Genomic DNA, 17,801 nt, shown 5'->3' with positions numbered 1-17,801 from the left:
TCAGGCAGGGTGGCGGGAATGGACAGCCCTCCCGGTGAACCGTCGGCCAAGGGGTGGCAGTGCCAACTGACCTCTCCCTAGGATGTGTTGTCGGCCGCGCCAGTCCGTGGCACGGCGGGGATCCTGGGGGAAGAGATGCAGCCGGGCAAGCAGCTGTCCACGAAGATCGATGAAACGATCCCGACGGCCGCGCGCATGTACGACCACTATCTGGGCGGCAGGGACAACTACGCGGCCGACCGTGCCGCCTGCGAGGAGCTCGACAAGGTCGTCCCGAGCACGCGCGCCCTCGCGCTGAACAACCGGCGCTTCCTGCGGCGGGCCGTGCGGACCCTGGCGCAGGACCACGGAATCCGGCAGTTCCTCGACCACGGCTCCGGCCTGCCCACGCAGGACAACGTGCACCAGGTCGCCCAGCGCGTCGACCCGAGCGCACACGTCGTCTACGTCGACAACGACCCCATGGTCCTCGTGCACGGCCGGGCCCTGCTGGAGCAGGACGAGCGGACCACCGTCATCCACGCCGACCTGCGCGACACGAAAACCGTCCTCGACCACGAGGACACCCGGCGGCTGATCGACTTCTCGGAGCCGGTCGCCGTGCTGTTCAACTCGGTCTTCCACTGCGTACCCGACAGCGAGAGCGACGGGCCGCAGGCGGTGGTGCGCCGGGTCACCGAACGCCTCGCGCCCGGCAGCTGTCTGGTGATGTGCCAGCTGGTCAGCGAGGACGCCGAGGTCAGGGCGTTCGTCACCGACTTCATGGACAAGGCCACCCAGGGCCACTGGGGCCGGGTACGCCAGGAGAAGGACGTGGCCGCGCTGTTCGACGGCCTGGAGATCCTGCACCCCGGGCTGGTCGAGGTCTCGGCCTGGCGACCGGACACCGACGTGGCGCCCCGCCAGCTCACTCAGGAGTGGATCGAGTTCGGCGGAGTCGGCCGGCTGGGCTGACCCGCCGGGGACGCCGCGGCGGCGGCCGCCACCAAGCAGTCCGCCGCAGGGCAGTCCGCCGCAGGTCAGGGATAGCGCTGCCGTGCGGTCGACTCCAGCAGCGCGACGGAGTCACGCGGGTTCAGCGCCTCGTCGGCCAGCCGGTCCAGGGCGACCCGGTATTCCTCCGTCTCGTCCCGGTCCTCGAGGAAGGTGGCGCTCCTGATCTGCTCCAGATAGACGACATCGGGCAGATCGACGCCGGCGAAGCGCAGATAGGTGACCGGTATGGCGGGCGCCGAGGCATGGGTGACGTCGAGCGGCACCACCTGGACGGTGACATGGGGCAGGGCGGCCAGCTCCACCAGATGGGCGAGCTGCTCCCGCATCACCTCGCGGCTGCCCAGCACCCGCAGCAGCACCGACTCGTCGAGGATCGCCCACACCTGCGGGGCGTCCGTCCGGCGCAGCAGTTCGGTGCGGCGGGTCCGCAGCTCGACCCGGCGCTCCACCTCCCGTGACGTCGCCGACGGCAGCCCCCGCTCCACGACGGCGCGTGCGTAGGCGGGCGTCTGGAGCAGGCCCGGCACATACTGGATCTCGAAGGTGCGGATCGCCGTGGCGGCCTCCTGCAGCCCCACCAGCCGGTCGAACCACTCGGGCATCAGCCGCTTGTCGTAGCGCTGCCACCATCCCGGCTCCCCCGCCTGCCGCAGCAGTCGCAACAGCACGGAGGCCTCGTGGTCGTCGGCCTCGTACAACGACAGCAGGGCGCGGACGTCCGCCTCGACGGGCGGTCTGCGCCCCTTTCCGGCCTCGATGCGCGACAGCTTCGCCGGACTGAACCCGAGGGAGCGGGCGGCCTGCTCCTGGGAGTAGCCGGCGTCCTCCCGGATGCCCGACAGCTGTACGCCGACCAGCATTTTCAGCAAGGTCGGGGCGGGTTCGGCCCGGTTCAGATACGGTTCGAGGCGGGAGACGCGAGGCGACTCGACAGACATCCTGACTCCCCGTGGACCGGCAGACGACAGACCGAAAGTATCGCATCCGAAGCCCTCCGGCCGCACGCCGCAGGGGAATTGAGCCCCTTTTGCGTCCCTCGGACCCCCGGCCGGCTCCGCACGACCCGTCTCCGGCCGCTCCGTCCCGCCCGGATCCGGCCGGGCCCGTCGCGCCTCGGACTCCCATCCGGCCCCCACGCGACCTTCACGCGGCCTTCACGCCAGATGGTCGAACTCCCCGCCCTTGGCCCCCGCGACGAACGCGGCCACCTCCGCCGGCGTGTACACCAGCGCGGGCCCGTCGGGATCACGGGAGTTGCGCAGCGCGACACCCCCGCCGTCGAGGGCCGCGACCTCGACACAGTTGCCCTCGGCGTTGCTGTGGCTGCTCTTGACCCAGCGCACGCCCAGCGAGCTCGCCCGCACTCCGTTCGGCACTGACGGCATCGCAACTCTCCTCACTTGTGCGCGCAATTTCCCGTGAAATTGCACGAGGACATCGTCAGCGTGGATAATAGCCCTGTCGTCAACCGCTCTTCCGGCGCCCCGTTCTGACGTCACCTCAGGGAGATGCACCGTGTCATCACCTGCGCAGTTCCGAAGTCCTGAGTCCGTCTCCGTCCGCGACTCGCCCAGAACCGCCGCCCTGCACCTCGCGGGCAGCGAGGAGGGATTCGCCCAGGCACGCGACTTCACCCATCGCACGCTGGACTGCTGGTCCCTCGGCCACTGCGGCGACGACGCGATCACCGTCGTCACCGAACTGGCCGCCAACGCGGTCCTGCACGCGCTCCCCCACAGCGGGACGGACCGGTTCCCCGTACGGCTCAGACTCACCCTTCGGCGCTCGCACCTGGTGTGCGCCGTAACCGATCCGAGCGACAGCCTGCCCGTCTGCCCGCAGTCCACGGACGACCTCCTCGAGCACGGCCGCGGACTGCACATCATCGAAGCCCTCTCGGAGCACTGGGGATGGACCCGCCGCTTCCCCGTGGGCAAGACCGTCTGGGCCATGCTGCCGACCCACCCCTCCATCTGATCCCCGACGCCCGACCCTGACCTCTGACATGACTGCCACGAAGAGAACGACCCCGCTCGCAGGCCTGGGACACGTGCCGTGGCCCGACATCAAGGACTCCACCGGGTCCGCCGCGGCCATCCCCTCCCTGCTCACCACACTGGCCCGGGGCGACGCCGCCAGCGCCGGCCCGGCACTGGGCCAACTGCGGCGACGCATCTGCCAGTTCGGATTCGTCGTAGACCAGGCGACGGCGGCCACGGTGCCCTTCCTCTGGGAACTCGTCCGGCTCCCCCAGGTCACCTGCCGCGCGGAGATACTGCGCCTGCTCAAGAGCATCGCCGACGCCCGCCAGTGGGAGACCACCGCCGCCGCCTACCCCAAGCTGCACCACCACCCCGACGACTACGTGGGGTGGGAGCGCGAGGCCCGCCATGCCGTCCACGCCCAACGCGACGTCCTGCGTCAACTGCTGCGGGAGCCGACCCCCGACGCCGAGATGATGCGGGCCACCAGCGAACTCGCCGCCGCCCTCGACGACTGAGACGCCCCCGACCGCCCGGGGCGCCGCAGCGGACGGCCCGCCTTCCGCGCTGCGCGCCCGCGCACCCGACCGCTAGGTTGGCCCGCATGAGCAACCTTGACCGCTCGCCCGTGCCGAGCGTGTGCGGCGGCCGTGGCTTCGTCGTCGCCGAGCCCGTCCGCGAGCTGCTGAGCCCCCGCCATGTGCAGCTCGGCGGATCGACGGAGGTGCGGCGGCTGCTGCCGAACCTGGGCCGGCGCATGATCGGCGCCTGGGCCTTCGTCGACCACTACGGCCCCGACGACATCGCCGACGAACCCGGCATGCAGGTCCCGCCGCACCCGCACATGGGTCTGCAGACCGTCAGCTGGCTGCACGAGGGCGAGGTGCTGCACCGCGACTCCACCGGCAGCCTCCAGACGGTCCGGCCCCGCGAACTCGGGCTGATGACCTCGGGGCGCGCCATCAGCCACTCCGAGGAGAGCCCGCGCTCACACGCCCGGTACCTGCACGGCGCCCAGCTGTGGGTGGCGCTGCCCGACGCGCACCGGCACACCGACCCGCACTTCGAGCACCACCCCGACCTGCCCGTCGTCACGGCCCCCGGCCTGCACGCCACCGTGCTCCTCGGCGGCCTGGACGGGGTCGTCTCACCCGGCACGGCGTACACCCCCATCGTGGGCGCCGACCTCACGCTCGCCCACGGTGCGGACGTACGGCTGCCGCTCCGGCCCGACTTCGAGTACGGCGTGCTCTCGATGTCCGGCGAGGCCCACGTGGACGGCGTCCCACTGCTCCCCGGTTCCCTGCTCTACCTCGGCTGCGGCCGCACCGAACTCCCGCTGCGCGCGGAGTCCGACTCCGGTCTGATGCTCCTCGGCGGCGAACCGTTCGAGGAAGAGCTGGTCATGTGGTGGAACTTCGTCGGCCGCAGCCACGCCGAGATCGAACAGGCGCGCGCGGACTGGATGACGGGCGCCCGTTTCGGCGAGGTGAAGGGCTACGACGGCGCTCCGCTGCCCGCGCCGGAGCTGCCGCCGGGGCCACTGAAGCCGCGCGGCAGGGTGCGCTGAACCGGGAAGACGCTGCCCTGCCGCCCGCGACTCCCACCGCTCAGCCGTTCGATCGCCGTTGCTCAGACCCTGCTGGCCGTCAGGCGCTGCAACTCGGGTATCACGGCGCGCAGGTCGTCTCCCTCGACGGAGGTGGTCGCGAGCGCGCTCACCTCCGACGGGGCGTTGAAGGCGATGGCGAGGCCGACCGAGCCGAAGAGCGGGCCGTCGGTCGGGCAGGCGCCCACGGCCGCGCAGCCGCGAGGCGCGACCCCGAGATCGTCGGCACGGCGCCGGACGAACTCGACCTGGTCCGCGGGCGTCTGCGGGCGGCCGGCCTGGCCCGTGAACCTGCCGTTCCTCGCGTCCAGGCAGCGCCCCGCGTACGAGTGAAAACCGAACCGCTCGGCGAGGTGTGCGCCGATCGGGGTCCAGGTGAGGCTGGAGACGATCGGAACCAGGCCGCTGCTCCAGCACCACTGCGTGGTCTCCGCGATTCCGGGGATCATGGGGAGCCCCGCGAGCTGGGTGTGCAGTGCGTTCTCCGGGATGCCCGACCAGCGTGCCGCGTCGGTCGCCCGGGTTTCATGCACGCTCGAGGCCCCGCTCAGTCCGAGGCGTTCCTCGACGAGGCGGGACAGGCTGCTTCCCCTGGTCAGGATGCAGTCCACTGAGAAAAACACGGCGGCTAGGGCAGACATGAGTCTCATTGGAGTATGCCACCGTGAGCGGTCTCACTGGAGGCACATCCGCGATCCGTCCTTCCGGTCTCGGCGCGGGCATACGGTCTGGTGCTGACTTCCTCATCGGATGCCCGCATATCGCCGTCGTATTCGGCGGGTGAGCGGGGCCGGCGGACGACGGCAGGTTCGCCTTCGTCGCGCCCCGGTCGTGCTCGTCCAACGACCGTCCGGCGCCCGCCCCGAGCACCCCGACTACCCCGCCGGCAGCCCCTGTACCCGCAGAACGCGGAATCCAGCACTAGGGATCTCCTGGACCGATCGCGGCCAGCATGGGGACGGCCGTCAGCGCACGGTCCCTCGCCGCCTCGTCCACCGGAGACCCGTGTCCATGAACTTCGCGTCCTTCACCATCGTCCTGTCGCTGGTCCTCCTGGTCTCGGCGCTGGGCAAGCTGCGACGGCAGGAGTCGGTGGTCGCCGCGATGCGCGGAGTGGGCGTGCCCGACCCGTGGCTGCCGCGGCTCGCCTGGGTGGAGATCGCCGGGGCCTCGGGACTGCTTCTCGGGCTGGCCTACCGGCCGCTGGGAATAGCCGCAGGCGCAGGGGTGTTCCTGTACTTCTGCGGCGCCGTGGTCTTCCATCTCCGGGCGAACGACCGCAAGGGGCTCATCGCGCCGAGCGTGCTCGCCGTGACGGCGCTGCTGGCCACACTGCTGACCGTCCGGAACACCTGACACCGGCCCACCTCGACCGGCGCCCCTCAAGAACAGGAATACCGTGCTGCTCCCCGCCCTGCCCGAAGCCGCCTTCACGGCCCGTCTCCGCGGCCGCATACGTCCCGATCTTCCGTTGATCGTGACGGCGGCCGAGGCGGAGGCGGCGCACTTCGACGACACCCTTCCCGTCCTGATCACCGGAATGGGGAAGGTGCGGGCCACCGTGGAGCTCTCGTGGGCACTGTCGTCGGCACGCCCACGGGAGATCGTCAACCTCGGTACGGCCGGGTCGCTCAGCGGCTCGCTGAGCGGTGCAGTCGAGGTGTCCCGGGTCATTCAGCACGACCTGCCGGACGAGGTTCTCCACCGGCTCAGCGGGGTGCACTACGGCCGTCCGCTGACCGTACGGCCCGAACCCGGACCCACCCTGGCCACCGGTGACTCCTTCGTCGCCGACGGCCGCACCCGCACCCTGCTGGCCGAGCGGGCCGACCTGGTCGACATGGAGGGCTACGCGATCGCCTCCGTGGCCGAGCGGTTCGGCCTGCCGGTGCGGATCGTGAAGTACGTCAGCGACCAGGCCGACGAGTCGGCCGAGCAGGCCTGGCCCGTGGCGGCCGCGGTGGCCTCCGGCGTCCTGGCCGACTGGATGCGCCGGCACCTGATCTGAACCGCACCAGCAGGCGCCGGAACCCGAACCGTCCGTTCTGTGCGGTGTCCCGTCGGGGGGCGCCGCGGTACCCCAGGAGAATCATGCCTCGTCGCCTGTTCACTTCGGAGTCTGTGACCGAGGGTCACCCCGACAAGATCGCTGACCAGATCAGCGACACCATCCTCGACGCCCTGCTGCGTGAGGACCCGGCCTCCCGGGTCGCCGTCGAGACCCTGATCACGACCGGTCTGGTGCACGTGGCCGGCGAGGTCACCACCAAGGCCTACGCGCCGATCCCCCAGCTGGTGCGCGACAAGATCCTCGAGATCGGCTACGACTCCTCCAAGAAGGGCTTCGACGGCGCCTCCTGCGGCGTCTCGGTGTCCATCGGCGCGCAGTCCGCGGACATCGCCCAGGGCGTCGACACGGCGTACGAGGCCCGGGTCGAGGGGTCCGCCGCAGGTGAGGAAGGGGACGAGCTGGACCGGCAGGGCGCCGGTGACCAGGGCCTGATGTTCGGCTACGCCTCCGACGAGACGCCGACGCTGATGCCGCTGCCGATCTTCCTGGCGCACCGGCTGTCGAAGCGCCTGTCGGACGTCCGCAAGAACGGGACCATCCCCTACCTGCGCCCGGACGGCAAGACCCAGGTCACCATCGAGTACGACGGGGACAAGGCGGTCCGGCTGGACACCGTCGTCGTCTCCTCGCAGCACGCGTCCGACATCGACCTGGACTCGCTGCTGGCCCCCGACATCCGCGAGTTCGTCGTGGAGCCGGAGCTGAAGGCGCTCCTGGACGAGGGCATCAAGCTCGACACCGACAACTACCGCCTGCTGGTGAACCCGACCGGCCGCTTCGAGATCGGCGGTCCGATGGGCGACGCCGGCCTCACCGGCCGCAAGATCATCATCGACACCTACGGCGGCTTCGCCCGGCACGGCGGCGGCGCGTTCTCGGGCAAGGACCCCTCCAAGGTCGACCGCTCGGCCGCGTACGCGATGCGCTGGGTGGCGAAGAACGTGGTGGCGGCGGGTCTGGCGGCCCGCTGCGAGGTCCAGGTCGCGTACGCGATCGGCAAGGCCGAGCCGGTCGGTCTGTTCGTCGAGACCTTCGGCACCGCCAAGGTCGACGTCGAGAAGATCGAGAAGGCCATCGACGACGTCTTCGACCTCCGCCCGGCCGCGATCATCCGCGATCTCGACCTGCTGCGGCCGATCTACGCCCAGACCGCCGCGTACGGTCACTTCGGCCGCGAGCTGCCCGACTTCACGTGGGAGCGCACGGACCGCGTGGACGCGCTGCGCGAGGCCGCCGGCCTGTAAGCAGCCGCGACGACAGGGGAAGCGACAGGGGGAAGGGCCTGCGGACACCGCCGGAACCGGTGCCAGCAGGCCCTTCGCCCTGCGGACCCGGCTTCCCTCTCCCCCGGTGGTGCGGTTCAGCACGCGCACCGACTCGCCGCTCGGCCGCGCGAGTTGACCGGGAGCCGCGATCAGAGGCCGCCAGGACCGTCGGCAGCGCCGCGCAGACGTTCGGCCCACCGGGGGCTGCGCAGGGCGTCGGCGGCTTCACGGGGAACGCTCAGGTGCACGTCGCGGCTGTGGTCGTCGTCGGGGGTGGGCGTGACGAGTGCCGTCCAGGGGATGGGGCTCGCCGGGAACTCGAACCAGAACGGCCGTCCGGCGCCGAACTCCAGCGTGTACACCGGCAACCTGCCGGAGTCGTTCAGGGCGACCGTGCCGTCGAAGGCGTCCAGTGACATGCGGCTGAGGACCCGGGCCGAGCGCCCGGCCTGCCGCTGGGCCTCGAGGAAGGCGGCCTCCTGACGCACCCGGACGGGCGTGACACGCTGCACGGCGGCGCGTACCGCGGCGACGGTGTGGGCGAGGGGCTCTTCGCGCAACTCCCGGGCCGACAGCACGGCCGTGGTGTTGGACACCGCATTGCCCCCATAGCCGTGCGGAAGGCGGTCCTTCAGCACGGCCCGCAGTCCGACCACGATCCCCAGGCGCTCCTCGGCCCCGGGTTCCCGGTCGCGCAGCGCGCCGAGGACCCGCCACAGGTGTGCCCCCAGCGCCACCGCGCTGGAGGCGGGAGGCAGGTCGCGGTCCTGTCCGGCGCGCGCGGCCGCGCGCAGGGCGAGGACCTCCGCCGCGGTCAGTCGGACGGTGACCGTTCGCACCTTCCACGCACGGGAGTTGACCCTCCAGATGAACCCGAACTTCTGCCGTCCGGTGACGACCTGGTACTGCGGGTCGTCCGGTGCGGGCCGCGCCTCGCCGGCCAGGCCGTCCAGCAGCGCGCGGTCGTACGGCGCCGCGGAACCGTCCTGTCCGGCATGCGTGCGCGACCAGTGGCGCAGGAAGTCGAGGTAGCCGCTGCCGTCGACGACGCTGTGGTTGACGGCGACGCCAAGCACGGAGCCGCCTCCCCGCATGTGGGTGACCTTGACCGTGAGCAGCGGTGTGTCGTGCCCGACGACGCGGAAGGCGTTGACGGAGTGGATGTACCGGCGCAGGTCCGGTTTGGCGGAGCGGTCCGGCCCGTAGTCCGGCATGACCTGGTCGGAGTGGGTGACGGCGAACATCGCGCCGGCGTCGTCGCACACCACGCTGAGGCCGCCGTCCGGGTCACGTTCGAGGCGTCCCGTGAGCAGCGGGTGGTGCGCCAGTGTGCGGCGCAGGGAGTCGGCCAGGGCGTCGGCGTCCAGGGTCTGCCGGTAGAAGAAGGTGCGTGGTGTGGCGAAAGTCCCGTTCAGCAGGTCGTGAACGCCGAGCCGGACCCGCTCGCCGGACGTCCCTCCTGAGCGCAGGACGACGATCTGCCCGGGCTTGCCCGACGGGCGGCCGTGCTTCATGGGTGCGTCTCCAGGGAGGGGCGAAAGGCCCACGCGGGCTTGGCACTTCAGAGTGCCGGGTCCGTGACGAGGAAATCCCTAGACCTCATGCTCTTGGTGGATCCCTAGAATCGTGCGGCGTGCCTGGCCCGCGGGCGGGCGCGCGTGCTGGTCTGGGGTTCCCCCGATCGAACGATACGGGCGTGGGGACTCGCTTCGACTGCGAGCCGGCGAGCACGTCTCGTCCCCACCGGCACATACAGGAGGCCATCAGCCGTGGGGAACGACAAGACCGAGATCCTCGACCTGGTGCGGGAATACCACCGCTCCACCCTCTCATCGGGGTTCGTGCCGGGCATCACGCCCGTGCTGGCGTCCGGCGCGGTGCTCAGCGAGGACGACCGGGTGGCGCTGGTGGAAGCGGCACTCGACATGCGCATCGCGGCCGGCGTCAGCTCGCGCAGGCTGGAACGTTCGCTGGCGAAGTACTTCGGGCTGCGCAAGGCGCACCTGACCAACTCCGGCTCGTCGGCCAATCTGCTGGCCCTGAGCAGCCTCACCTCGCCGCAACTGGGCGCGGACCGGCTCAAGCGCGGCGACGAGGTGATCACGGTGGCCGCCGGGTTCCCCACGACGGTCAATCCGATCCTGCAGAACGGCATGGTGCCGGTCTTCGTCGACGTCGAGCTGGGCACCTACAACGCCGCACTGGAGCGGGTGGAGGAGGCCATCGGTCCGCGCACCCGCGCGATCATGATGGCCCATGCGCTGGGCAATCCCTTCCAGGTCCGCGAGATCGCCCAACTGGCGGAGGATCGTGGCCTGTTCCTCATCGAGGACAACTGCGACGCGCTGGGCAGCACCTACGAGGGACAGCTGACCGGGACCTTCGGGGACCTGGCGACCGAGAGCTTCTACCCCGCCCACCACATCACGATGGGCGAGGGCGGCTGCGTCCTGACGGACAACCTGGCCCTGGCGCGGATCGTGGAATCGATGCGCGACTGGGGCCGCGACTGCTGGTGCGAGCCGGGTGAGGACAACCGCTGCTTCAAGCGTTTCGAGCACCAGATGGGTTCACTGCCGGAGGGCTACGACCACAAGTACATCTTCTCCCACGTGGGCTACAACCTGAAGTCGACGGACGTCTCCGCGGCGCTCGGGCTCCAGCAGCTCGGCCGCATCGACGAGTTCGGCAAGGCCCGGCGCCACAACTGGGCCCGGCTGCGGGAGGGTCTGGACGGGCTGCCGCACCTGCTGCTTCCCGAGGCCACGCCGGGCAGCGACCCGAGCTGGTTCGGCTTCGCCATCACCGTGCAGCCGGGCGCGCCGTTCCAGCCCGGCGCCCTGATCGACCACCTGGAGTCCAGCATGGTCGCCACCCGCCGCTTCTTCGCGGGCAACCTGACCCGCCACCCGGCTTACGAGGGACAGGAGTTCCGGGTCAGCGGACCGCTCACCAACAGCGACATCACCACCGAGCGGACGTTCTGGATCGGTGTGTACCCGGGCCTGACCGACGAGATGATCGACCACAGCATCAACACGGTGCTCGAGTACGTGACCCTGCCGCACTGACCCCGCGACACGTCCACGGGGTGGGTCCCGGCGCCTGAGGTCGCCGGGACCCACCCCGTTTCGTGTGCCGACGGACCGCTCAGCCGCGCGTGGGCGTCGCCGGAACCCGCGCCGCCCACGTCTGCAGCAGGTCGGCGGCACGGGCGGCGCCGCCCGCCGTGCGGACGGCCTCCCGCATCGAGGCGAGGGCCGCGGGTCCGCCGGGGTCGGCGAGCAGATCCTCCACCGTGGCGGCGAGACGCCGGGCGGTCAGACCGGCCCGGGACAGGGCCCGGCCGACCCCGCGGTCTTCCAGCCGCTGCGCGCTCAGCGCCAGTTCGTGGGCGCGGGGAAGGGCCACCACGGGCGTGCCGTAGGACAGGGACTCCATGAGGCTGCCCATGCCCGCGTGGCACACGAACACGTCGGCGTGCGGCAGCACGGCGGGGTGCGGCAGCCAGGGGTGCGCCTCGACATGCGCCGGCAGCGACCCGAGGAGTCCGGGGTCGCTGTCGCGGCCGAGCGTCATGACGACATGCCATTCGGCCGGCGAGAACGCCTCGGCGCACAGGCGGAAGAAGTCGCCCCGGTCCCCCGACTCCGTACCCAGCGACACCAGAGCGACGCGGCGCCCGTCGTCGGGCGGTGACCAGAGGCCGGGTTCGGGTTCGGTGAAAACGGGGCCGACGAAGGCGAACCGGTCGTCGAAGCCGTCCCCCTCGATCTGGAAGGCGCGCGGCAGGAAGACCAGGTTGCGGGTGTCCCATTCGGTGCCGTACCGGCCCATCTCGTCCAGTCCGATGCCGTGTTCGCCCATGAAGTCGATCAGCACCCTGGCTCCCTCGGCCATCAGCGGATGCCCGGGGTCCCACATCTGGGCGCGCAGGGAGAAGGTCTCGTTGGCGGCGTGACTGGGGCAGACCTGGACCGGCACGGCCCCCAGGACCCGTGCGGCCACCCGGCCGGCGGCGACGGTCTCGAAGTCGTAGAGCACCACGTCGGGCGGGTCGGCCGCCAGGGCCTGAAGTGCGGCGGGGAAGACGGTGTGCACGGTGTCGACGAGCAGGTCGTAGCCGTCGCGGGCGAGCCGGTCCGGGCTGGGGTCGGCGGCACGGTAGAAGTCGCCGCGCGCGGAGACGTAGGTGACGGCGCGGGCGCCGCAGTCCTCCACGAGGGGCCCGAACCGCTCGTCGACGACGTAGGTGACCCGGTGGCCGCGGGCGAGGAGTTCACGGGCCACTCCCAGGGTGGGGGCGATGTGGCCGAAGTCGGCGAACAGCAGCAGGGCGTAGTGGCGGGCGGGCGTGGGGGCGCCGGGCGTCATCGGCTCTCCGAAAGGGTGTCTGACGGCCCGGGGACGGGCCGAGGAGGTGGTTCAGCGGGCATCCGCCCGGAGCGCCTCGTAGTACGCCAGGCAGTCCTCGTACCGGGCCAGGAGTCCGGTGTCCCGGGCCTCGGTCACGGAGATCGCCGCCGAGTCCTTCACCGACATCAGGGGGGTCTCCGACAGGCTCCAGGGCAGGGCGAGATCGGGGTCGAAGGGATCGACGTCCACTTGCGTCCCGGGCACGAACTCGGTGGAACACAGATACGACACACAGGTGTCGTCGGTGAGGGCGAGGAACCCGTGCATCAGCCCTTCGGCGACGAACAGCGTCTCGCCCGACTCGGCGGACAGCCAGTTCGTCTCGTACACCCCCCACGTGGGGGAGCCGACCCGCAGATCCACGACGATGTCGAGGACGGTGCCGCGCACCACGCACACCACCTTGGCCTGCCCCGGCGAGAGCAGCGTGCCGTGCAGTCCGCGCAGGGTGCTGCGGCGCGACACGGAGTAGTTCACCTGAGCCACCGGCACCGGACGGCCGATCTCCTCGGCCAGCCGGTCGCGCCGGAACGACTCGTAGAAACTGCCGCGTTCGTCACGGAACTGATGCGGCGTGATGTGGTAGGCGTCCGGCACGGCCATCTCTCGAACCTTCATGGTGGCTCCACCGTAGGACGTCGGGATCGAGGACCGATCGAGAGCCGGCCATGAACGGCTCAGGTCGACGCGGCCTGGAGTGATCCTCGATCAAGGGCTGCTTGAGTGGTGTCGTCAGACCCGCGACCGAGCGGGGCAGCGACGGTGACCGGGCGTGCAGCGCGCGGGCCCGGGAGGAGAGACGGCAATGCCGGAGGTCGGTGCGCTGGGGCGGCCAGGCGGTGCGGACGGGAGGTCGGGCCGCGTGCTGCTCCTCGGGGCGACCGGATTCGTCGGCCGTCATGTGGGAACCGCCCTGGAGCGGGCCGGCTACGAGGTTCTCGCCGTCGCCCGTCACCCCCGCAAGACTCCGGCGTCCTGGCGCTTCCATCCCATGGATCTCGCCGACGCCGAGCCCCGGGCCCTGGTCGAGCTGATCGACGAGGCGCACCCCGAGGCCGTGGTGAACGCCGCCGGGGAGGTGTGGTCGCCCACCGCCGACCGTATGCGCCACAGCAACCAGCTGCTCGTGGAGCGGCTCCTCGCGGCGCTGGCCGCCGCCGGACCCCGGCCGCGGCTGGTGCAGCTGGGCTCGGTGCACGAGTACAGCCCGCAGCCCCGAGGGGTGTGGCTCACGGAGTCCTCGCCGGAGGTCCCGGCCACCGGCTACGGGCGGTCGAAGCTGCACGGCACGCGTGCGGTGCAGCAGGCCGTCGCGACCGGCGCGGCGGACGCGGTGGTGCTGCGGCTGTCGAACGTCATCGGCGCCGGCACCCCGCGGGGGAGTCTGCTCGGGCAGGTGGCCACGCAACTGCTCGAGGGAACAGCCGAGGGACGTACGGCCGAGGTGCGGGTGTCGCCGCTGCGCAGCAGCCGTGACTTCGTCGACGCGCAGGACGTGGCCCGGGCCGTCGTCGCGGCGCTGCGCTCCCCCGGCGCCGTCGGGCGCGTGGTGAATGTGGCGAGTGGCGCCTCGCAGCCCGTCCGGGACATGGTGGACCTGCTGATCTCCATCAGCGGGCGCCCGGCCCGGCTCGTGGAGCGTCCCGTCACGCAGTCGCGATCGCCGACGGACACCGACTGGATGGCCGTGGAGGTGTCGGCCGCGCGCACCGTCCTCGGATGGCAGCCGCGACGCACGCCCCGCGACATGGTGCAGGACCTGTGGCGTGCCGCGGCGGAGCAGCGGGACGGGTCGGTCGACCGTTGAGGAACCGACCGCGCGCCGATGTCAGCCGGGCAGCAGGTCCAGATCGGCCGTGCTGACCCGATCGGTGAGCACATGCTGGCGCAGACGCTGCAGGCCCGGTGAGGGATCCAGTCCCAGCTCGTCCCGCAGTCGCGCGCTCAGCCGCCGGTAGACGTCGAGCGCCTCACTCCGCCTGCCGCACCGTTGCAGGGCGATGATGAGTGAGCCCTGGAACCACTCGTGCAGCGGGTGCGCGCAGGCGAGTTCCTTCAACTCGCCGACGAGGTCACGGTGTCGGCCCAGGTGCAGACCGGCGGTGATGCGCAGCTCCTCGGCCTGGAGGTGGAGTTCGTTCAGACGCAGGGCGTGCCCGTGCAGCGCCGGTCCTGGCGCGACGTCCGCGAACGGCGGCCCGTCCCACAGCAGCAGGGCCTGGTCGAGCAGCACGACGGCGCCGGCCGGGTCGCCGTCGGCGAGTACCGTCCGGGCCCGGCCGGTGAGCTGTGCGAACGCCTCCGCGTCGCAAGCGCCGGGTCTGACCCGCAGCAGGTATCCGTGGGCGTGGGTGACGAGCGGGCCGCTGTCGGCCGGCCCGGGGTCCTCGCCGCCGTGCAGCGCCTTGCGCAACTGATAGGCGTACGTCTGCACGGTGGCGGTGGCGCTGCGCGGCGGGCGCCCCGCCCACAGCTCGGACGTCAGCGCGGCCAGCGGGACGACCGTGTCGTGCCGGGCGAGCAGCAGGGCCAGCACCTGGCGGACCTTCGGCGCGGTCGGTGTGACGTCCCGGCCGTCGGCCGAGACCCGCAGCGGACCGAGAGTGCGCCAGGTCAGCACGCCTCGGCCCCCGCCGCCGGGTCGGGGCGGACGGCCCGGCCCCATACCCCGGGGTTGTCCCGGTACCAGGCGACGGTTTCCGCGAGGCCCTCGGCGAAGTCCGTCTGCGGCTTGTAGCCGAGCTCGACATGGGCCTTGCGCCAGTCCACGGAGTAGCGGCGGTCGTGACCCTTGCGGTCGGTGACGTACTCCACGCTGTCCCAGTCCGCACCGCAGGCCTCGAGGAGGAGTCCGGTCAGACCGCGGTTGTCGAGTTCGGTGCCGCCGCCGACGTTGTAGACCTCACCGGCACGGCCCTGGGTGCGGACCAGCTCGACGGCACGGATGTGGTCGTCGACGTGCAGCCAGTCGCGCACGTTCAGGCCGTCGCCGTAGAGCGGGACCTTCTTTCCGGCGAGCAGGCGGGTGACGAACAGGGGGATGATCTTCTCTGGGAACTGGTGGTGTCCGTAGTTGTTCGAGCACCGGGTCACCCGCACGTCCAGGCCGTGGGAGCGGTGGTAGGCGAGGGCGATCAGGTCACTGGACGCCTTGGAGGCGGCGTACGGCGAGTTGGGGTGCAGCGGCTGCTCCTCGGAGCAGGAGCCCGCGGCGATGGAGCCGTAGACCTCGTCGGTGGAGATGTGCACGAACCGGCCGACGCCGTTGCGCAGGGCGGCGTCCAGCAGGGTCTGGGTGCCCAGGACGTTGGAGCGCACGAACTCGGTGGCGCTGGCCAGGGAGCGGTCGACGTGGGACTCGGCGGCGAAGTGCACCACCTGGTCGTGCTCGGCCATCAGCCGGTCTGCCAGGCCGGCGTCGCAGATGTCGCCGACGACGAGCCGGTAGCGGTCGGAGTCCGCCACCGGGTCGAGGTTGGCCAGGTTGGCCGCGTAGGTGAAGGCGTCGAGGACGGTGACGGTGACGTCGTCGGGCCCGAGGGGGCCGAGCAGGGTCCGGACGTAGTGGGAACCGATGAAGCCGGCACCGCCGGTCACCAGGATGCGCGTCTGACTCATCTGGGTGCGGCGCGTCACCGGGAGTGCCGGGCGGGCGCCGTCCTCCTTCCTCGTGGGTGTGCGTGCGGCTCCGCGGACCTTTCAGCGGGCCGCGGCGAGACGTTCGAGTTCCGGGACGATGGCGTGCGGGGTGGGCATGGCGGCGGACTCGTCGCGCAGCCGACGGGCGGCCGCGGCGTGGGAGGGGTCCTCCAGGAGTCGTCCGGTGAGGTCCGTGACCCGGTCGGGGTCGGCGTCGGTGTGGTGCAGGAAGAATCCGGCGCCGGCGTCCTCCAGGGACCGTCCGCGCAGTTCCTGGTCGGCGACGAGGGTGGACATCGCGAGCTGCGGCACCGCGTTGACGAGAGCGGTGGAGAACGAGCCCCAGCCGCCGTGGTGGACCACGGCGGAGCACGTCGGCAGCAGCGTGCTGAGCGCCACCTGACTGACGGCCAGGACGTTGGCGGGCAGGTCGTCAAGTTGCTCGGCCTGTTCGGGCACGAGGGCCGCGACGATCTCGGCGTCCAGCCGTGACAGGGCGCGCAGCAGGTTCTCGACGTCGACGTAGTCTCCGCCGTAGGCCTCGGTGTTGGTACGGCCGAGAGTGACGCAGACGCGGGGCCGTTTGGGCTCCTCGCGCAGCCATTCCCACTGCACCGCGGGGCCGTTGTGGGGCACGTACCGCATCGAGACCTGGTGCAGTTCGCTCGGCGGGCGCAGGCTCGGCGGCAGGGTGTCGAGGGTGAACTGCCCGTTGAGCAGCTCTTCGTCGCACCGCACCCCGTAGGCGCGTCCGCGTTCGTCGATCCAGTCGGCCAGCGGGTCGGCGCGCTGGTCCTCGGACACGTCCTGGGCCAGCTCGACGAACGTGGCGCGGGCCTGGCCGTAGACGTCCGCGGACCACAGCAGGCGCGCGTGTGCGGCGCCGCAGGCGCGCGCGGCGATGCCGCCCGCGTAGGCAATCGGGTCGTGCACCACGAGATCGGGCCGCCAGTGCCGCGCGAGTGCGACGAGGTCGTCGAGGATCGGGTCGTTGTAGCGGGCGAACCCGTACGGGACGCTGACGGCGTACCGCTCGACCAGGCTCGCGTGGTCGACGTCGCCGTATCCGAGACGGCTCCAGTTCGCCACGTCCGCGTCCTGCGACTCACGGGCCATGGCCATCTCGTGGTGGAGGTGGTGGTCCGTGCCGATCGGTGCGGCCACCAGTCCGGTGCCGGTGACCGTCTCGTTCAGCGACGGCGCGTTGGCCATCAGCACCTCGTGCCCAGCGGCCGTCAGGGCCCAGGCCAGCGGCACCATCGTGAAGACGTGCGACTTCTCCGGCAGGCCGGCGAACAGGACGCGCATGGGTTCCTCTCCTCATCGGTTCCGTGGCGGTGGCCCGGGGCGGCGCTCAGGCAGTTCTCTCCCGGTCTTCCGCCACGGCGATGGCGCTCATCGGGCAGGACTCGGCGGCCTCCCGCACGGCGGAGAACTGTGCGGCCGCGGGTCGGTCGACCAGCAGCAGGGCCGATCCGTCGTCGCCCTGGTCGAAGACCTCGGGGGCGATGAACGCGCACTGGCCGGCGCCGATGCACTTGTCGTGATCGATCGCGATGTCCATGCGGGCCTCCTGCGCGCTCGCCGATCCGATGGGTTGCCTGGGCGCCCATCTTGCGGTGTGGGGCGGGGGATCGACCGGGCACGGACCGCTGTCTGGGAATTCCTCCAGAGATTCGGCCGTGGCGCAGGACGCGGGAGCCGGGGCGCGCGCGGCCCTGATGGCCGGTACGCGGTGAATCCCTAGACTGCGCGGCCCGCTCTGGCCGGGCACCGCGCCGCCGTGCTGGAGTGGCCGGGCGATCGGACAGCGGCGCCGGCGA

General features: G+C 71.5%; 19 protein-coding genes. 9 read left to right on the top strand and 10 right to left on the bottom strand.

Annotation, left to right across the window (positions count from 1 at the left end; all coding sequences use genetic code 11):
• The first annotated feature begins 135 nt into the window (after nt 1-135).
• Nucleotides 136-954 carry an SAM-dependent methyltransferase gene (locus QF032_RS35685; RefSeq protein WP_307059332.1) on the top strand — a complete coding sequence of 273 codons (819 nt, stop codon included), beginning with the start codon at nt 136-138 and terminating at the stop codon, nt 952-954.
• Nucleotides 955-1,019: 65 nt separating this feature from the next.
• Here QF032_RS35685 and QF032_RS35680 read toward each other — a convergent pair whose 3' ends face one another.
• Together QF032_RS35680 and QF032_RS35675 are read right to left on the bottom strand one after the other, a co-directional pair.
• Nucleotides 1,020-1,934: a helix-turn-helix domain-containing protein gene (locus QF032_RS35680; RefSeq protein ID WP_306946398.1), complete on the bottom strand. Its 915-nt coding sequence runs from the start codon at nt 1,932-1,934 to the stop codon at nt 1,020-1,022.
• 216 nt (nt 1,935-2,150) lie between these two features.
• Nucleotides 2,151-2,381: a DUF397 domain-containing protein gene (locus QF032_RS35675; protein WP_306946400.1), complete on the bottom strand. Its 231-nt coding sequence runs from the start codon at nt 2,379-2,381 to the stop codon at nt 2,151-2,153.
• Nucleotides 2,382-2,511: 130 nt separating this feature from the next.
• Here QF032_RS35675 and QF032_RS35670 point away from each other — a divergent pair, with 130 nt between their 5' ends.
• From QF032_RS35670 to QF032_RS35660, 3 genes are all read left to right on the top strand, one after another.
• On the top strand, nt 2,512-2,973 hold the full coding sequence (locus QF032_RS35670; RefSeq protein ID WP_307048398.1) for an ATP-binding protein: 462 nt from the start codon (nt 2,512-2,514) through the stop codon (nt 2,971-2,973).
• Between the two features lie 28 nt (nt 2,974-3,001).
• Nucleotides 3,002-3,496, top strand: a complete 495-nt coding sequence (locus QF032_RS35665) for a hypothetical protein (protein ID WP_307048396.1) — start codon at nt 3,002-3,004, stop codon at nt 3,494-3,496.
• Nucleotides 3,497-3,582: 86 nt separating this feature from the next.
• Nucleotides 3,583-4,548 (top strand): pirin family protein, encoded by a 966-nt coding sequence (locus tag QF032_RS35660; RefSeq protein WP_307048394.1) that lies wholly within the window; start codon nt 3,583-3,585, stop codon nt 4,546-4,548.
• Nucleotides 4,549-4,610: 62 nt separating this feature from the next.
• Here QF032_RS35660 and QF032_RS35655 read toward each other — a convergent pair whose 3' ends face one another.
• Nucleotides 4,611-5,210 carry a haloacid dehalogenase gene (locus QF032_RS35655; RefSeq protein ID WP_307059330.1) on the bottom strand — a complete coding sequence of 200 codons (600 nt, stop codon included), beginning with the start codon at nt 5,208-5,210 and terminating at the stop codon, nt 4,611-4,613.
• A 388-nt stretch (nt 5,211-5,598) separates the two neighbouring features.
• On the opposite strand from QF032_RS35655, the gene QF032_RS35650 reads away from it, so the two are divergent.
• From QF032_RS35650 to metK, 3 genes are all read left to right on the top strand, one after another.
• Nucleotides 5,599-5,943 (top strand): DoxX family protein, encoded by a 345-nt coding sequence (locus QF032_RS35650; protein ID WP_306946410.1) that lies wholly within the window; start codon nt 5,599-5,601, stop codon nt 5,941-5,943.
• Between the two features lie 43 nt (nt 5,944-5,986).
• Entirely contained in the window at nt 5,987-6,595 is a 609-nt protein-coding gene (locus QF032_RS35645) for a nucleosidase (protein ID WP_307059328.1), read from the top strand.
• Between the two features lie 83 nt (nt 6,596-6,678).
• Entirely contained in the window at nt 6,679-7,902 is a 1,224-nt protein-coding gene (gene metK / locus QF032_RS35640; protein ID WP_307048388.1) for a methionine adenosyltransferase, read from the top strand.
• A gap of 170 nt (nt 7,903-8,072) precedes the next feature.
• Here metK and QF032_RS35635 read toward each other — a convergent pair whose 3' ends face one another.
• Nucleotides 8,073-9,437, bottom strand: coding sequence for an acyltransferase (locus tag QF032_RS35635; RefSeq protein ID WP_307048386.1), 1,365 nt, complete (start codon nt 9,435-9,437; stop codon nt 8,073-8,075).
• 255 nt (nt 9,438-9,692) lie between these two features.
• Here QF032_RS35635 and rfbH point away from each other — a divergent pair, with 255 nt between their 5' ends.
• Nucleotides 9,693-10,994, top strand: coding sequence for a lipopolysaccharide biosynthesis protein RfbH (rfbH, locus tag QF032_RS35630; protein ID WP_307048384.1), 1,302 nt, complete (start codon nt 9,693-9,695; stop codon nt 10,992-10,994).
• Nucleotides 10,995-11,073: 79 nt separating this feature from the next.
• Here the strand turns inward: rfbH and QF032_RS35625 are convergent, their stop codons facing one another.
• Nucleotides 11,074-12,297, bottom strand: a complete 1,224-nt coding sequence (locus QF032_RS35625) for a macrolide family glycosyltransferase (protein WP_307059326.1) — start codon at nt 12,295-12,297, stop codon at nt 11,074-11,076.
• Between the two features lie 51 nt (nt 12,298-12,348).
• A complete protein-coding gene (locus QF032_RS35620) occupies nt 12,349-12,957 on the bottom strand; it encodes a dTDP-4-dehydrorhamnose 3,5-epimerase family protein (protein ID WP_307059324.1) in 609 nt (202 codons plus the stop codon).
• Between the two features lie 187 nt (nt 12,958-13,144).
• Here QF032_RS35620 and QF032_RS35615 point away from each other — a divergent pair, with 187 nt between their 5' ends.
• Entirely contained in the window at nt 13,145-14,146 is a 1,002-nt protein-coding gene (locus QF032_RS35615) for an NAD-dependent epimerase/dehydratase family protein (RefSeq protein ID WP_307048380.1), read from the top strand.
• 21 nt (nt 14,147-14,167) lie between these two features.
• Here QF032_RS35615 and QF032_RS35610 read toward each other — a convergent pair whose 3' ends face one another.
• The 4 genes from QF032_RS35610 to QF032_RS35595 all read right to left on the bottom strand — a co-directional run bounded on the left by QF032_RS35610 (nt 14,168) and on the right by QF032_RS35595 (nt 17,542).
• Entirely contained in the window at nt 14,168-14,959 is a 792-nt protein-coding gene (locus QF032_RS35610; protein ID WP_307059322.1) for an AfsR/SARP family transcriptional regulator, read from the bottom strand.
• Nucleotides 14,953-15,957 carry a dTDP-glucose 4,6-dehydratase gene (gene rfbB / locus QF032_RS35605; protein WP_307048376.1) on the bottom strand — a complete coding sequence of 335 codons (1,005 nt, stop codon included), beginning with the start codon at nt 15,955-15,957 and terminating at the stop codon, nt 14,953-14,955. The genes QF032_RS35610 and rfbB overlap by 7 nt, the downstream gene beginning before the upstream one ends.
• 81 nt (nt 15,958-16,038) lie before the next feature.
• Nucleotides 16,039-17,286 (bottom strand): activator-dependent family glycosyltransferase, encoded by a 1,248-nt coding sequence (locus tag QF032_RS35600; RefSeq protein WP_307059320.1) that lies wholly within the window; start codon nt 17,284-17,286, stop codon nt 16,039-16,041.
• A 46-nt stretch (nt 17,287-17,332) separates the two neighbouring features.
• Nucleotides 17,333-17,542: a ferredoxin gene (locus QF032_RS35595; RefSeq protein ID WP_306946428.1), complete on the bottom strand. Its 210-nt coding sequence runs from the start codon at nt 17,540-17,542 to the stop codon at nt 17,333-17,335.
• Between the last annotated feature and the right edge of the window lie 259 nt (nt 17,543-17,801).

The organism is Streptomyces achromogenes, from assembly GCF_030816715.1.
GTDB classification, from domain to species: domain Bacteria; phylum Actinomycetota; class Actinomycetes; order Streptomycetales; family Streptomycetaceae; genus Streptomyces; species Streptomyces achromogenes_A.
The sequence above is the reverse complement of the archived record's forward strand: the minus strand, read 5'-3'. Positions and strand labels throughout refer to the sequence as shown.

Coding starts and splice junctions, on each gene's coding strand:
- QF032_RS35685 (WP_307059332.1), top strand. CDS start 136: ATGCAGCCGGGCAAGCAGCTGTCCACGAAGATCGATGAAACGATCCCG.
- QF032_RS35680 (WP_306946398.1), bottom strand. CDS start 1,934: ATGTCTGTCGAGTCGCCTCGCGTCTCCCGCCTCGAACCGTATCTGAAC.
- QF032_RS35675 (WP_306946400.1), bottom strand. CDS start 2,381: ATGCCGTCAGTGCCGAACGGAGTGCGGGCGAGCTCGCTGGGCGTGCGC.
- QF032_RS35665 (WP_307048396.1), top strand. CDS start 3,002: ATGACTGCCACGAAGAGAACGACCCCGCTCGCAGGCCTGGGACACGTG.
- QF032_RS35660 (WP_307048394.1), top strand. CDS start 3,583: ATGAGCAACCTTGACCGCTCGCCCGTGCCGAGCGTGTGCGGCGGCCGT.
- QF032_RS35650 (WP_306946410.1), top strand. CDS start 5,599: ATGAACTTCGCGTCCTTCACCATCGTCCTGTCGCTGGTCCTCCTGGTC.
- metK (WP_307048388.1), top strand. CDS start 6,679: ATGCCTCGTCGCCTGTTCACTTCGGAGTCTGTGACCGAGGGTCACCCC.
- QF032_RS35635 (WP_307048386.1), bottom strand. CDS start 9,437: ATGAAGCACGGCCGCCCGTCGGGCAAGCCCGGGCAGATCGTCGTCCTG.
- QF032_RS35625 (WP_307059326.1), bottom strand. CDS start 12,297: ATGACGCCCGGCGCCCCCACGCCCGCCCGCCACTACGCCCTGCTGCTG.
- QF032_RS35620 (WP_307059324.1), bottom strand. CDS start 12,957: ATGAAGGTTCGAGAGATGGCCGTGCCGGACGCCTACCACATCACGCCG.
- QF032_RS35615 (WP_307048380.1), top strand. CDS start 13,145: ATGCCGGAGGTCGGTGCGCTGGGGCGGCCAGGCGGTGCGGACGGGAGG.
- rfbB (WP_307048376.1), bottom strand. CDS start 15,957: ATGAGTCAGACGCGCATCCTGGTGACCGGCGGTGCCGGCTTCATCGGT.
- QF032_RS35600 (WP_307059320.1), bottom strand. CDS start 17,286: ATGCGCGTCCTGTTCGCCGGCCTGCCGGAGAAGTCGCACGTCTTCACG.
- QF032_RS35595 (WP_306946428.1), bottom strand. CDS start 17,542: ATGGACATCGCGATCGATCACGACAAGTGCATCGGCGCCGGCCAGTGC.